The 14,739-nt window shown below is 69.3% G+C and carries 13 protein-coding genes and 1 tRNA gene; 6 read left to right on the forward strand and 8 right to left on the reverse strand.

Annotated features, from left to right (window positions below; genetic code table 11):
- Positions 1 to 137: 137 nt before the first annotated feature.
- On the forward strand, positions 138 to 380 hold the full coding sequence (locus ABD716_RS05905; protein ID WP_344774799.1) for a hypothetical protein: 243 nt from the start codon (positions 138 to 140) through the stop codon (positions 378 to 380).
- A 3-nt stretch (positions 381 to 383) separates the two neighbouring features.
- On the opposite strand, the gene ABD716_RS05910 is transcribed toward ABD716_RS05905, so the two are convergent.
- The 5 genes from ABD716_RS05910 to ABD716_RS05930 all read right to left on the reverse strand — a co-directional run bounded on the left by ABD716_RS05910 (position 384) and on the right by ABD716_RS05930 (position 3,643).
- Positions 384 to 719, reverse strand: a complete 336-nt coding sequence (locus tag ABD716_RS05910; protein ID WP_344774801.1) for an Rv3654c family TadE-like protein — start codon at positions 717 to 719, stop codon at positions 384 to 386.
- Positions 716 to 1,078: a TadE family type IV pilus minor pilin gene (locus ABD716_RS05915; protein WP_344774803.1), complete on the reverse strand. Its 363-nt coding sequence runs from the start codon at positions 1,076 to 1,078 to the stop codon at positions 716 to 718. Before ABD716_RS05915 ends, ABD716_RS05910 begins: the two co-directional genes overlap by 4 nt.
- A 37-nt stretch (positions 1,079 to 1,115) precedes the next feature.
- Positions 1,116 to 1,310, reverse strand: a complete 195-nt coding sequence (locus ABD716_RS05920; protein WP_344774805.1) for a DUF4244 domain-containing protein — start codon at positions 1,308 to 1,310, stop codon at positions 1,116 to 1,118.
- A 141-nt stretch (positions 1,311 to 1,451) separates the two neighbouring features.
- The gene (locus ABD716_RS05925) at positions 1,452 to 2,480 is read right to left on the reverse strand and encodes a type II secretion system F family protein (RefSeq protein ID WP_344774807.1); all 1,029 of its coding nucleotides are present in this window, start codon (positions 2,478 to 2,480) and stop codon (positions 1,452 to 1,454) included.
- Positions 2,477 to 3,643 (reverse strand): TadA family conjugal transfer-associated ATPase, encoded by a 1,167-nt coding sequence (locus tag ABD716_RS05930; protein WP_344774809.1) that lies wholly within the window; start codon positions 3,641 to 3,643, stop codon positions 2,477 to 2,479. The genes ABD716_RS05925 and ABD716_RS05930 overlap by 4 nt, the downstream gene beginning before the upstream one ends.
- Positions 3,644 to 4,035: 392 nt before the next feature.
- Here ABD716_RS05930 and acs point away from each other — a divergent pair, with 392 nt between their 5' ends.
- The gene (gene acs / locus ABD716_RS05935) at positions 4,036 to 6,009 is read left to right on the forward strand and encodes an acetate--CoA ligase (RefSeq protein ID WP_344774811.1); all 1,974 of its coding nucleotides are present in this window, start codon (positions 4,036 to 4,038) and stop codon (positions 6,007 to 6,009) included.
- Positions 6,010 to 6,424: 415 nt separating this feature from the next.
- On the opposite strand, the gene ABD716_RS05940 is transcribed toward acs, so the two are convergent.
- Positions 6,425 to 6,895, reverse strand: a complete 471-nt coding sequence (locus ABD716_RS05940; RefSeq protein WP_344774813.1) for a RidA family protein — start codon at positions 6,893 to 6,895, stop codon at positions 6,425 to 6,427.
- 3 nt (positions 6,896 to 6,898) lie between these two features.
- Positions 6,899 to 7,057, reverse strand: coding sequence for a Sp36 family protein (gene sp36, locus ABD716_RS05945; RefSeq protein ID WP_344774815.1), 159 nt, complete (start codon positions 7,055 to 7,057; stop codon positions 6,899 to 6,901).
- Positions 7,058 to 7,144: 87 nt separating this feature from the next.
- Here sp36 and ABD716_RS05950 point away from each other — a divergent pair, with 87 nt between their 5' ends.
- The 4 genes from ABD716_RS05950 (at position 7,145) to ABD716_RS05965 (ending at position 13,435) form a co-directional block, all read left to right on the forward strand.
- Positions 7,145 to 9,877, forward strand: a complete 2,733-nt coding sequence (locus ABD716_RS05950; RefSeq protein WP_344774817.1) for a transglycosylase domain-containing protein — start codon at positions 7,145 to 7,147, stop codon at positions 9,875 to 9,877.
- Positions 9,878 to 9,879: 2 nt separating this feature from the next.
- Complete coding sequence (locus tag ABD716_RS05955) at positions 9,880 to 10,821, forward strand: metallophosphoesterase (RefSeq protein WP_344774819.1); 942 nt, start codon at positions 9,880 to 9,882, stop codon at positions 10,819 to 10,821.
- Between the two features lie 91 nt (positions 10,822 to 10,912).
- Entirely contained in the window at positions 10,913 to 13,303 is a 2,391-nt protein-coding gene (locus ABD716_RS05960; RefSeq protein ID WP_344774821.1) for a transglycosylase domain-containing protein, read from the forward strand.
- Between the two features lie 58 nt (positions 13,304 to 13,361).
- Positions 13,362 to 13,435, forward strand: a tRNA-Pro gene (locus tag ABD716_RS05965).
- A 129-nt stretch (positions 13,436 to 13,564) separates the two neighbouring features.
- On the opposite strand, the gene ABD716_RS05970 is transcribed toward ABD716_RS05965, so the two are convergent.
- Positions 13,565 to 14,674: an IS1249 family transposase gene (locus ABD716_RS05970; RefSeq protein WP_344774823.1), complete on the reverse strand. Its 1,110-nt coding sequence runs from the start codon at positions 14,672 to 14,674 to the stop codon at positions 13,565 to 13,567.
- Between the last annotated feature and the right edge of the window lie 65 nt (positions 14,675 to 14,739).

Below are 14,739 nucleotides of genomic sequence, written 5' to 3' on the forward strand. Positions count from 1 at the left end.
GGCAGGACGCCGTATATATAGGGCGCGCCATTGAGCCTTTGCAGGCTGAGAATACACACACCCGACCGCACCGATCCTCGAAAAAGGCCGATGCCCAGGGGCTTGCCGCTCCCGTCGTGCTGAGCACAATGGGCGGCATGGGTACTACAACGGCAGGCGAAACCTACACCGCCAAACTGCTCGACGGCCCACTCGAGGGCCGCACCATCGCTACCAGCTTCCTGGACGGCGGCACCCCGCAGGGGCGCCTTGTGCTGCCGGCGAACGACCGCGGCAAGAAGTACGTCTATCGCCGCAGCGGCGAGATCAGCGAGTTCGCCGACGGCACCGGAGCACCGGGCGCCGTGGACTACCGCTACTTCGGCGCCGAGTTCGACTAGCGCTCACGGGGTGCCGGGCGGCCCCGCCCGCGCCCGAGCGGTGAGGGTGAGGCGCGACCAGCTCCGGGACACGCCGACGACGGCGACGAGGCCGTCGGTCTGGCATGAGGCGAGGGATGCTTCGTCGAGAGCCGCTGCCCGCTCCGCGTTCTCGCACGGAAAGCCCGACGCCCGCCCCGACAGTGTGTCGGCCGCAGCGAGCGCCGCGGCGTCGGCCGCCGCCTGAGCGCTCTGCTGCGCAGACAGCGCGCCGAGCACGAGCAATGCCGCGCCGCTCGCAAGCGCGACCGCACCGAGCACCGCGACGGCGAGAACGGAGCCGGAGCCGCGCTCGTTCACTGCGCCCCTCCCCCGACATCCCGCGCGCCCGCCCCGAGCGGCGCGGAGTCGGATGACAGCGCGCAGTTGTGCGCCGAGAGCCTCAGAGCGCCGAGCCCCACCGGCCCGAACTGCGCCGTGCGCTCGAGGGCGACGCAGACGAAAGCCCCCTGCGAGCTCTGCGCAAGGCTGGTGCCCGGCGCGGCCGCCGCCACCTGCGCGCGCACCGCGGCCGGATCGTCGCCCCGCGCCAGCATCCGCGCCCCGCTCGCGGCGAGCGAGCCGAGCGTCACCTGCTGGCCGATCACGTTCACGGCGCCGAGGCAGAGCGCGAGCACCAGCAGCACGCCGGGCAGCACGACGGCGAACTCGGCGGTCACTGTGCCGCGTTCGCCGTCGCACCCGAGTGCCGATCGCTCAGCTGCCGACCGTGAGCGCACGATGCACCAGGTCGGTGAGCATGCCGCGCACCTCGTCGCCCTTGAGGATCACGACGAGCAGCCCGGCGAACCCGACGGCGGCCATCGTCGCCACCACGTACTCGGCGGTCGCCGAGCCCGCCTCGTCGGTGAGCCGGCGTGCGCGTGCCCAGATGATACGGATGAGATCCATCGTTGATTCCCTTCGGTTCCCGATTGCGGCGCGGGTGAGTCGATGGTGTCCCGCGCCCCCGACTCGGCGCGGCGCCGGCGCCTGCGAATCGGGGACAGAGGGCCGATTCCGACGCTGTGAGCGGAGAGTCCCGCAACGCGCTCATCCGAATCGGATGCCCGTTCCGGAAAGGAGTGCGACCAGCACCGGCACCACGCCGAGCAGCATGAAGGCCGGCAGCACGCACACCGCGAGCGGCACGACGAGACGCACGGCCACGGACGCCGCGGCCGCGCGCCCGGCAGCGTCGGCGTCGGCACGGCGGCGCTCCGCCTCGGCGAGCAGCAGGCCGACGGTCGGGGCGCCGGCGCGGGCGGCGAGGTCGAGCACGACCTCGACCGCCTCCTCGTCGGCCTCGATCGCCTCGCCCGTCAGGAACGGCGCATGCTCGGCGAGGGCGGATGCCGCGAGCGCCCGCGCCCGGCTGACGGGCGCACCCGACTGCATCGCGACCGCGACGAGCTCGGGCAGCAGCCCCGGCACGAGCTCGCGCGGCTCGGCCGCCGCGAGCAGCCGGCCGCTCCACCGCCGTGAGCCGGCCATCAGCGCGAGCCCTCCGCCGAGGCAGGCCCAGCCGACGGGCGTCGCCGTGAGCACGTGCACCGTGTCGAACCCCAGCAGCGCGCCGAAGCCGAGGGCGACGAGCGGCAGCAGGCCGACGAGGCGCGCGGTGGCGCGCGGCCCGGCGAAGGCGACGCCCAACTCGCGATGGAGCGCCGCGGCGCGGCGGATTCCTGTGGCGAAGCCCTGCAGAGCGGCAGCCGGCGGCGCGCCCGAGCTCATCGCCACCGCCCAGGTCGCCGCGAGCAGCCCCCACGCGACAGCACGGTGGCGGGCGGCCCCGAACGGCGGCGCCTGCGCGCACTCGGCGGTGATCGCAGCGGCGACGTCGCCCGCGCGGGCGGCGGTTGCCGCGGCCGCCGCCACGATGTCCGCGCTCTGCCGCGGCGGCTCCGAGCGCGGGCCGCCCGCGCCGCCTGCTCGAGGGGCGGGCTCGGCGGCGTGCTCTCGGGGCTCGCTCGAGCTCAGGAATCCCCATGAACGCTCGGGCGTGACCCCGGCCGCGAGCAGCACGGCGAGGCGCTGCGCGACAGCGGCGACCTCGTCGAGAGCCCCGGCGACGCCGCTCATACGGCCTCCACGCGCAGCCGGCCCGAGGCATCCACCGCGAGAGCGCCCATCGCCGCGATCGCGCGACGACCGTCGACACGCGCCACGTGCACGACGAGGTGGATCGCGCTAGCCGCCTGCCGGGCGACGGCATCGGGCGAGAGCCCGGCCAGCGCGCCGAGCGCCTCGATGCGCGCCGGCACGTCGGCGAGAGAGTTGGCGTGCAGCGTTCCCGCACCGCCCTCGTGCCCGGTGTTGAGCGCCGCGAACAGCTCGCGCACCTCGGCCCCGCGACATTCGCCGACGACGAGCCGGTCGGGCCGCATGCGCAGCGCCTCGCGCACCAGGCGCGCCAGGCCGATCTCGCCGGCGCCCTCGAGGTTCGCGTGCCGAGCCTCGAGCGAGACGACGTGCGGATGCCGCACCTGCAGCTCGGCGAGATCTTCGACGATGACGACGCGCTCGTCGGGCGGCGCGAGAGCGAGCAGCGCGGCCAGCAGCGTCGTCTTCCCCGAACCGGTGGCGCCGGTGATCAGCAGGTTCCGCCGGGCGGCGACCGCGCCGGCGAGCGCCGCGCGCTGCGCCTGCGTCGCCATGCCGCGAGCGGAGAGCTCGTCGAGAGACAGCCCGACGGTGCGCGGCACGCGGACGGAGATGACCGTGCCGCCGACCGACACCGGCGGCAGTGCGGCATGCACGCGGATGCCGGTGCCGAGCCGCACATCGCCGAGCGGCGCCGCATCGTCGACGTGGCGGCCGCCCAGCGCGATCAGCCGCACGGCGAGAGCGCGCACCTCGACCTCAGGCAGCGCACGCGAGACGTCACGGCGCAGGCCCGCTCCTTCGTCGACCCAGATCGCCCCGCCCGGCGCGACGAGCACGTCGGTGACGGCCGGCAGCGCCAGGTAGGGGCCGAGCGGCCCGAAGGCCGCGAGCAACTCGGGCGCCACGGGCACCAGCGCGGGGTCGAGCACAGCGGCTTCCGCATCCGGCGCCCGCCCCCGCGGCGTCACGACGACGGCGGGCGGGAAGGGCGGCGGCCCGACCGCTCCCCCGGCCCCGCCCCGCGCCTTGCTCGATTCCAGGGGCGTCGCCGTCGGGCCGCCGCGCGACCGGGCACTCGAATCGCCCCGCCGCGGAACGAAGGGGCCGGGCGAGGCTGAGGGTGCGAATCCATCGGTCACGCGAGCACGCTACGAAGAGCGGCGGGCGTGGCGTGCACCCGCGCGCTCCGATCCGTGGACGAGGCATCCGCCACTCGCCCTGTGAGCGGGAAGAGGTGCCGCACGCTGCGCCTCGACGGCCGCGCGCGCGTCGCCCGAGCAGATCGCCCGTTAAACAGAAGGGGGCGGCACCAATTGGGGGGAACTGGTGCCGCCACAGCGACGCGATAGTTGGGGGGAACCACGCACGCCGCGAGCTCGTTGACCGAGCCAGGATCAGTGTACGCGATAGCGCACCGCGCGCAACTTATTCAATCGTCGAGGTTCGGCCGTGGGGTGGCGTAGGGTCAAAATCGTCGTGCCCTGGCGGCATCCCGACGGCCCACACCTGTCTCGCAAAGGAGCGAATTCGCATGGTCGACACCATCGACAACCTGCTGCACGAATCCCGCCGCTTTCCGCCCGACGAGGCATTCAGCGCACATGCGGTCGCGACCCCGGCGCTCTACGAGGAAGCCGCGAAAGACCGGCTGGCCTTCTGGGCCGCGCAGTCGCGCGAGCTGCTCCACTGGTCGAAGCCCTTCACCCGCACCCTCGACTGGTCGAACGCCCCCTTCGCCAAGTGGTTCGACGACGGCGAGCTCAATGTCGCCTACAACTGCCTCGACCGGCACGTGCTGGCGGGCAACGGCGACCGGGTCGCCCTCTACTGGGAAGGCGAGCCGGGCGACAGCCGTGCCATCACCTATGCCGAGCTCACCGCAGAGGTGAAGAAGGCGGCGAACCTGCTGACCGCGCTCGGCGTCGAAGCCGGCGACCGGGTCGCGATCTACCTGCCGATGATCCCCGAGGCGATCGTCGCCATGCTGGCCGTGGCGCGCATCGGCGCCGTGCACTCCGTGGTGTTCGGCGGCTTCTCGGCCGAGAGCCTGCGCGCCCGCATCGACGACGCCCAGGCGAAGCTCGTCATCACCGCCGACGGCGGCTGGCGCAAGGGCAAGGTCGCCCCGCTCAAGCCTGCGGTCGACGAGGCCATCGCCCTCGATCATGGCGACGGTCCTGCGGCATCCGTCGAGCACGTGCTCGTCATCAAGCGCGGCGAGAACGATGTCGAGTGGACGCCCGGCCGCGACCTGTGGTGGCACGACGAGATCGCGCAGGTCTCCGACGAGCACACGGCGAAGCCGTTCCCCGCCGAGCATCCCCTGTTCATCCTCTACACGAGCGGCACCACCGGGAAGCCGAAGGGCATTCTGCACACGAGCGGCGGGTACCTGACGCAGGCCGCCTACACGCACAAGAACGTCTTCGATCTGCACCCCGAGAGCGACGTCTACTGGTCGACCGCCGACATCGGCTGGATCACGGGGCACACCTACGTCGTGTACGGGCCTCTCGCGAACGGCGCCACCGAGGTGATCTACGAGGGAACGCCCGAGACCCCCGGGCCCGGCCGCTGGTGGGACATCATCGAGAAGTACAAGGTGTCGCTGTTCTATGCGGCGCCGACCGCGATCCGCGGATTCATGAAGCAGGGCCGCCAGATCCCTCAGGCCCGCGACCTCTCGTCGCTGCGGCTGCTCGGCTCGGTCGGCGAGCCGATCAATCCCGAGGCGTGGATCTGGTACCGGGAGATCATCGGTGCCGGCCGCACCCCCGTCGTCGACACGTGGTGGCAGACCGAGACGGGCGCGATCATGGTCAGCGCGCTGCCCGGCATCACGACGCTGAAGCCGGGCTCCGCGCAGGTCCCGCTTCCCGGCATCTCGGTCGATGTGGTGACGGATGCCGGTGAGCCGGTCGGCCCCGACGAGGGCGGTCTCCTCGTGATCACCGAGCCGTGGCCGTCGATGGCCCGCGGCATCTGGGGCGACCCCGACCGCTTCATCTCCACCTACTGGGAGATGTTCCGCGACAAGGGCTACTACTTCGCCGGCGACGGCGCTCGGAAGGACAAGGACGGCGAGATCTGGCTGCTGGGGCGCGTCGACGATGTGATGAACGTGTCGGGGCACCGTCTCTCGACCGCCGAGATCGAGTCGGCGCTGGTCGCACACCCGCTCACGGCCGAGGCCGCGGTGGTCGGGGCGGCCGACGACACCACCGGTCAGGCGGTCGTGGCGTTCGTGATCATCAAGGATTCGCAGCGCGCGAACACGGGCACGCCCGACGAGGTCGCAGTCGCCCTGCGCAACCATGTCGCCCAGCAGATCGGCCCCATCGCCCGGCCGCGGCAGGTCTTCGTGGTCAACGAGCTGCCGAAGACGCGCTCGGGGAAGATCATGCGGCGCCTGCTGCGCGACGTGGCCGAGGGGCGCGAGGTCGGCGACACGACGACGCTCGCCGACACGGCGGTGATGCAGGTCATCGCGACGGCGGTGAAGTAGGCGGCGCGCCCCGAGCCGCCGTCACCGGTGCCGGCGAGGCGCCGGCCTCGGGCGATGCCTCGCCGGCACTTGAACGAGGGAACCATTTTTCGCAACGAGAGAACCCTCTTTCGCAACGAGGGAACCAATGGTGCTCAGCGCGAACCGTTGGTGCTCAGCGCGAACCGTTGGTGCTCAGCGCGAACCGTTGGTGCTCAGCGCGAACCGTTGGTGCTTAGCGCGAACCAACGGTGCTGTCGTTCAAGCGCGCCGAGAGGGACATGTCGGCCCGGAACCGACGCAGCGGATCCCTGCCCCGGCGCACGTCCCTCAAGATCCCAAAGGTGGCTTGAGCGTCAAACGCGGTGTCGTCATCGACGTGCGGCCCGGCGGACACGGGACGCGGCCGCCGCGCAGGGGGCGCGCAGCGCAGAACTCAGGCGAACTCCAGAATCAGCTCGACCTCGACCGGGGAATCGAGCGGCAGCACCGCCACCCCCACCGCAGAGCGCGCGTGCGCTCCGATCTCGGACCCGAACACCTCGCCCAGCAGCTCGGAGGCGCCGTTGATAACGCCCGGCTGGCCGGTGAAAGAGGGGTCGGATGCCACGAACCCGACGACCTTCACCACGCGCGTGACCCGGTCGAGCGACCCGAGCACCGAGCGGGCGGCGGCAAGCGCGTTGATGGCGGAAAGTCGTGCGTAGCCCGCGGCATCGGAAGCGGGGACGAGCCCGTGCCCCTCGCCGACTTTGCCCGTCGCGGGAAGCTCGCCGGAGACGAACGGCAACTGGCCGGCCGTGTAGACGTATGAGCCCGAGATGAGGGCCGGAACGTAGGCGCCGGCGGGGGCGGGAACGTCGGGAAGGGAAATCCCGAGGGACTCGAGACGCGATTCGGCGGACACCGCTCAGCCCTCCGCGACCGGCCGCTTGAAGAACGCGATCATGCCGCCTTCGGCGCCGGTGACGACCTGCACGAGCTCCCAGCCCTCTGAGCCCCAGTTGTTCAGGATCGCGGTCTCGCGGTGCAGCAGAAGGGGCGTGGTGACGTACTCCCAGCGGGGCAATTGATCTCCTGACGGGTTGACCGAGAAAGCGGCGCAGACACGCCCGAGCAAGCCGGTTGCCAGGTTCGCGCCTGTAACCTGCATCCTATGTCTGCCCGAAAACTCACTGCCAGAGGTGTGATCGGTGGGCTGCTCGGTTTCGTCGCCATGAGTGCGATCGGCGGGCTGCTCGTCGCCGCAGCGGTCACCCCTGCCGTCGCAGTGACCGGCATGGCCGCGAACAACAGCATCGGCGTGTTCCAGGGCCTGCCCGAGTATCTCAAGATCGACCCGCTCGCGACGCGTTCGACGATGTACGCCACGAAGGACGGCAAGGCGGTCCCGATCGCGACCTTCTACTCGCAGAACCGCATCGTCGACTCCTGGAACCAGATCAACCAGGTCGTGAAGGACGCCGCGGTCAGCACCGAGGACCCGCGCTTCTACTCCCACGGCGCGATCGACGTCGAGGGCACGACCCGTGCGCTCGCCAACGACCTGCTGAACAAGGGCGGCAACACCCAGGGCGGCTCGTCGATCACGCAGCAGTACGTGAAGAACGTGCGCCTGCAGACCTGTGAGAAGTACAACGTCGTGGCGGATGCCACGGCCACGCAGACCGCCGAGCAGGCGCAGGCCGCGATGAAGGCCAAGTACCAGGCCTGCTACAACTCCTACACCGACGCCGACGGTCTCGACGGCATCTCGCGCAAGGTGCAGGAGATGAAGCTCGCGATCGGCGTCGAGAAGAAGTACAGCAAGCAACAGATCCTGCTCGGCTACCTCAACATCGCCGGCTTCGGCGGCCAGGTCTACGGCATCGAGTCGGCCGCGCGCTACTACTTCAACACGACGGCGGCGAAGCTCAACCTGCCGCAGGCCGCGACGCTGATCGCCATCGTGAACAACCCGAACAACCTGCGCATCGACGTGCCGAACAGCACGGCCAACGGCGCGAAGAACGGGTACAAGCAGACCCTCGACCGGCGCAACTACGTGCTGCGCTCGATGCTCAAGGCCAAGACGATCACTCAGCAGCAGTACGACGCCGCGGTCAAGACCAAGATCGAGCCGCACATCACGCCGCAGGCATCCGGCTGCGCCCAGGCCGCCAGCCAGGACGCGGCGTTCTACTGCAACGCCGTGATGGCCGAGATGCGCACCAACACCGTCTTCGGCAAGACGCAGGACGAGCGCGACGCCCTGCTCAACCACGGCGGACTCAAGATCTACACGGCGCTGAACCTCAACCTGCAGCAGACGGCGCAGCAGTCGATCAACGCGTACATCCCGGCGAGTCGTGGCGACCTCGACCTCGGCTCGGCCGACGTCTCGGTCGAGCTGAACACCGGGCGCGTGGTGCTCGCGGTGCAGAACCGGCCCTACAACACGACGAACAAGCCGCAGCCCGACTCCACGACCGTCGCCTACCCCTTCGACTACGTCCATGGCGGGTCGAGCGGGTTCCAGACCGGTTCGACCTACAAGGCGTTCAGCCTCATCGAGTGGCTCAAGACGGGCCACGCCCTCAACGACGTCGTGAATGCGCCGCTGAACAAGACGACCCTCGCCCAGTCGAGCTTCCACGGCTCGTGCGACAGCTACGGCGGCGTGTGGAACGTCGGCAACGACGCCGCCGGAGAGGGCGGCCCGATGTCGGTCATGAAGGCCACGGCGCTCTCGGTCAACACCGCCTTCGCGGTCATGGGCCAGCAGTTCGACCTGTGCCAGATGCGCGACGACGCGAAGGCGCTCGGCGTGAAGCCCGCCTACCCCTACGAGCAGACATACAACTCGAAGGGCCAGCTCGTGAACGTCACCGACGCGAACGGCAAGCCCGTGGCCTCGCAGCTCGCGACCAACCCCGCCTCGATCCTCGGCACGAACTACATCGCGCCGGTCGACATGGCGGTCGCCTACGCCGGCCTCGCGAACGGCGGCAAGACGTGCTCTCCGGTCTACATCGACAAGGTGACGGATGCCTCGGGCAAGTCGCTGCCGGTGCCGAAGACCACCTGCACCCAGGCCATCGACCCGAAGATCGCCGCAGGCGTCACCTACGCCCTCGAGAACGGCCCGCTGGTCTCGGGCCCGAACGGGCAGGGCACCGGTGTCCTCGCGAACCCGGGTGACGGCGTCCCGATCATGGGCAAGACCGGAACCACCGACAAGTCGGTGCAGAACTGGCTCGTGACCTCGACCACCAAGGTCGCGAACGCGGTCTGGGTCGGCAACGTGCAAGGCTCCACGAGCTTCCAGAACCTGTACTTCCCGGGCCCTGCCGGCAACGTCTGGGGCCGGAACGTGAAGTTCTACGAGGTCAAGCCCATCCTCCAGGCACTGAACGCGACCTACCACGGCGACGCGTTCCCCGCGCCCGACTCGAAGACGGTCACCGGGCCGCAGATCACGGTGCCCGACCTCACCGGGAAGTCGGTCGACGAGGCGAAGTCGGTGCTCGCGGGCCTCGGCTTCACCTACCAGGACGGTGGGTCGCAGAAGTCCGACCAGGCCCAGGGCAGCGTGGCGGGCACGGACCCGCCGGCGAACACCAAGCTGAGCAAGGGCTCTGCCGTGAAGGTGTTCACCTCCGACGGCAGCCAGTCCAAGGTGCCGAACGTGGTGGGCAAGAAGCTCTCGGATGCGGTCGCGACGCTCATGGGGGCCGGGTTCGTGCCGCAGGTGCCGGGCGGGGTGACCGACCCGAACGCCACGGTGAAGAGCCAGGACCCCGGGGCTGACAGCGCGGCCGACAAGGGCGCGAAGATCAAGCTCACCGTCAACGCGAGCTCCACCAAGCAGGGGTCCAAACCGGGCGGCAAGACGAACGGCGGCCACTGACCGTGGCCAAGGGAGCACTGCGCACGACCGGCGCCGCCGCACTCGCGGTCGGCGCCGTCGGCGCGGCATCCCTCGCCTACGCCTCGCTCATCGAGCGCAAGCAGTTCACGCTGCGCGAGTACACGGTGCCGGCGCTGCCCGCAGGCGCCGAGCCGATCCGGGTGCTCCACCTCTCCGATCTGCACATGGCCCCGTGGCAGCGCGAGAAGCAGCTCTGGGTCTCGCAGCTCGCGCAGCTGCAGCCCGACCTGATCGTCGACACAGGTGACAACCTCGGCCACCCCGACGGCATCGACGGAATCCGAGCCGCGCTCGAGCCGTTCCGGCGCACACCCGGCGTCTACGTATGGGGCTCGAACGACTACTTCGGGCCGAAGCCGCGGAATCCGCTGCGGTACTTCACGGGCCCGAGCAAGCTGCACAACGAGCCGCCGACGCTCGACATCGCCGGGCTCAAGGCGTATCTCGACGGCCTCGGCCTCACCGAGCTCAACAACACGGCGGCGTCTCTCGAGATCAAGGGCACGCGTCTCGAGCTGTTCGGCGTCGATGACCCGCACCGCGAGTTCGACCGACTCGAGGTGATGGCGGATGCCCTGGCCGCCCTTCCCGAGCACGAGCAGCCCGCCGTGCGCATCGGCGTCGCCCACGCGCCCTACCAGCGGGTGCTCGACGACTTCGTCGACCGCGGTGCGAAGCTGATCTTCGCGGGCCACACGCACGGCGGGCAGGTCTGCGTGCCGGGCTACGGAGCGCTCGTCACGAACTGCGACATCCCCCGCCGGCAGGTCAAGGGCCTCAGCATGTGGCGGCACTCGCTACGCGCCGCGTATCTGCACGTCAGCGCCGGCCTCGGAACCTCGATCTACGCACCCGTGCGCTTCGCATGCCGGCCCGAGGCGAGTCTCATCACGCTCGTGCCCGAGGGTCGGGCATCCGTCTAGATCACGCGCTTGCGCAACGCATTCGGAACGTTCAGTTCGCATGCGGCGGGCCTCTAGGGAGTCTTTGATTCGCCCGGGCTAGCCTGAAATCGTGTCATTGTCTGGGTCGGAACCGGGTCGTCGGAGCAAGCTGCTCAAGGCGCTGAGCGCATTCCTGGGCATGAGCGTCATCGCGGGAGTGCTCGTGGGCATTCTCGTCGCCCCCGCGGCGATCGCCGGCACGACCGTGACGAAGTCGGGCATCGAGTCGTTCAACTCCCTGCCCGACTATCTCAAGATCGAGGCGCCCGACCAGTACACGACCTTCTACGCGACGCAGGGCGGTCAGCCCGTGAAGATCGCGCAGTTCTACTACCAGAACCGCATCGACGTGAAGTGGGACCAGGTCTCTCAGTCCGTCAAGGACGCGGCGGTCGCCACCGAGGACCCGCGCTTCTACACCGAGGGCGGGGTCGATGTGCTCGGTATCCTGCGCGGTGCGGCGAGCACCGTCTCCGGCAACGGAACGCAGGGCGGCTCATCCATCACCCAGCAGTACGTGAAGAACGTGCTGGTGCAGCGCTGCGAGGCCGACTACCCCGTCGACGCGAACGCGCCCGACAAGACGCGCACCGCTCAGCAGAAGAAGCTGAACCAGTGCTATCAGGATGCCGCGGGCGTCTCGATCCCCCGCAAGATCCAAGAGATCCGCTATGCGACGGGCGTCTCGAAGCAGTACTCCAAGCAGCAGATCCTGCTCGGCTACCTGAACCTCGTCGGGTTCGGCGGCCAGGTCTACGGCGTCGAGGCTGCGGCCCGCTACTACTTCAACACCACCGCGGCGAAGCTCGACCTCAACCAGTCCGCGACCCTCGTCGCGATCCTGAACAACCCGGCGAACCTGCGCATCGACCAGAACGAGAAGGAGAACCCGGGCAACAACGCAAAGAACGGCTTCAAGGCGACGAAGGAGCGGCGCGACTACGTGCTCGACCGCATGGTCAAGAACGGCAAGATCACGCAGAAGCAGGCCGACGAGACGAAGAAGCAGCCGATCAAGCCGACGATCACGCCGACGACGAGCGGGTGCACCGGCGCACCCTCGAACTCGGGCTTCTTCTGCGACTACGTCCAGGACGTCATCCTGAACGACTCGACCTTCGGCAAGACGCCGGCCGACCGGCAGCGCTTCTTCCGCCGCGGCGGCATCAACGTCTACACGACGCTCAACCTCGACCTGCAGAGCACGGCGCAGGCATCCATCGACGAGTACATTCCGCACTCGACCGGCGACCCCGCCTTCAAGCTGGGAGCGTCGAACGTCTCGCTGGAGGTCGGCACGGGCCGCGTCGTGACGATGGCCGAGAACAAGACCTACACCGACGGGGCCACCAGCGACCCCGGCGCCTCGGCCGTGAACTTCAACACCCCGTTCGAATACGGCGGCTCGAGCGGATTCCAGACGGGCTCGTCCTTCAAGCCCTTCGTGCTCGCCGAGTGGCTCGAGAAGGGCTACACGCTCAATCAGACCGTGAACGGCGCGAGCGACTACTCGCCCGAGTCCGCTTATCACACCTCCTGCACCAACCCCGATCAGCCCTACGGCACCGGCGTCGTCGACACTCAGAACGACGAGCCGTGGGAGAACGGCGTCAGATCGGTGCTCTACGGAACGACCCAGTCGATCAACACGATCTACATGGCGATGGCGCAGAAGCTGAATCTCTGCGACGTCCACAAGCTCGCCCAGTCGATGGGTGTCGATGTCGCGAACCCGAACTATGAGTGGAAGCTCGTGCCGTCGAGTGCGATCGGCATCAACTCGGTCTCGCCGATCCAGATGGCGCAGGCGTATGCGGCGTTCGCGAACGGCGGCGTCACGTGCACGCCGATCGCGATCGACAAGATCACGCGGGTGGATGACGGTTCGAACGTGACTGTGCCGAAGACCAAATGCACCCAGGCGATTCCGAAGGAGGTCGCCGACGGCGTGATCTATGCGCTGAAGACCGTGATGACCTCGGGCACCGGTGTGATCGCGAACCCGCACGACGGCGTCCCGCTGTTCGGCAAGACCGGTACCTCCGACAGCGCGCTGCAGAACTGGATCGTCACGTCGACCTCGAAGGTCGCTCAGGCGACGTGGGTCGGCAACCTGGACCAGAACCCCGGAACGAGCCTGCGCCGCGAGCACTTCGTCGGCACGACGAACGGGAAGTGGATCTCGGGCGGTGACGCCAAGCTCTGGGTCGCCCAGCCGATCATCGCAGCGCTCAACGCCCAGTACGGCGGCGAGGACTGGGACGCTCCCCCGACGAGCATGATCTACGGCAGCAACTACTACCAGCGCCCCGCCACGCAGGCGCCCACCGCGCCGACGGTTCCGGCGACGCCGAGCACGCCGCAGCAGACGCAGCAGCCGACTCAGCCGCCCCAGACCACTCAGCCGACTCAGCCGACGCAGCCGCCGACGTCGACCGCTCCGGCGACGCCGAGTGGCTGAGCCCTCGGTTCGAACCGCCGTCGCGAATCAGGTAGACTGGCTGAGGCCTTAGGGCCATCGGGGTGTGGCGCAGTTTGGTAGCGCGCTTCGTTCGGGACGAAGAGGTCGTGGGTTCAAATCCCGCTACCCCGACAGTGTGATGTCTCGGGACATCGGAAGCCCCCTCCATCACGGAGGGGGCTTCCTTTCGTTTCCGGGCGCGCGTTGCGGCATCCACTTGCTGGGCTTATCGGCAGAAACGTGTGGATGGGTTCGGGCGTGTCAGCCGCGTCCTGCCCAGCCGGTGCGTTGCCAGAGGCCTTCGTTGGCGTCGAGGCCGGTGTCGTAGCGGGCTGGCAGTTCGAGGTCGTCGTGGGCTTCTGGCTCGTCGTCGGGCGCGGGCGGCGGTGATGGGGTGATGAGCTGGTGGGCGTCGCTGATCGCGATCTCGTGCAGGGTGAGGAACCATTCGGCGGCTCGTTTCATGTGCTCCTCCGTCATGCCGCGGTGGGCGCGTAGCACGTGCCTGATCTGGGAGTTGATGCCTCCTTCCAACGGGCTGGTCGTGCGCATGTTGCCGTGCTCGATGTAGGTGAACAGGGTTCCTGACCGGGCGAGCTTGCGCAGCAGCAGCCATGCTTTCCGCAGGCGCTCGTGGGTGAAGCCCCACTGTCCGTTGCGGAAGTAGGTGCGCTCCTTCGTCAGGTGCCCGTGTGCTCTCCACCAAGCGTCCAGGTGTCTCTGCCAGTCGATCGCCTCGTCGATCTCGTGCACGTCCGAGAGCGCCTTGGCCAGGCCCAGCAGCCGCCGGCCCGCATCGGTGCGCGGCTTCATCGTGAGGTGCTGGCGAATGTTCAGCTGGACGTGGAACAGGCAGCGCTGGATCTTCGTGTCCGGCCAGATCGTGTGCACGGCGGTAGCGATTCCGGTGCCGCCGTCGCAGACGACGACCTGCGGGGCGGGGATCTGCCGGAACAGGGCTTCCCAGGCGGCGATCGACGCGCGGGCGCACCACTGCCAGGCCAGCACCTGCAGTTTCTCGGTCGCGGCGATCAGCAGGCACCAGGTGCCAATCCAGACCCCGTCGATGAGCACCTGGTGATGGCCGGACTCTACGGGTCCCAGGCGCGGCTGCACGTCCCAGCACCAGGCGGTGCGGTCGCGGAAGGAGCGCCCGGTGCCGCCGCCGGCTTCGGCCTGGGAGTGCTTGCCGACCAGCCAGGTGAGGAACTCGGCCAGCTCGTGACGGCGCCTCACGTCCTCTCGGCGGCGCACGCTGGAAGACCCGCACTCGGGACACCGCCACCGCTGCGTGCCGGCCTTGGTCCGTCCGTTCTTCACCAGCCTCGAGGCGCATACCAGACAGACAGTCGAATTCGAGGTGTTCGGCACGGCTAAGCATGCCCGGGTATGACTACCCCCGTTCCGCCGCGGAATCCCGCGGCAGAACCGTCATC

Origin of the sequence: Gryllotalpicola kribbensis (assembly GCF_039538245.1) — a bacterium.
GTDB classification, from domain to species: Bacteria; Actinomycetota; Actinomycetes; order Actinomycetales; family Microbacteriaceae; genus Gryllotalpicola; species Gryllotalpicola kribbensis.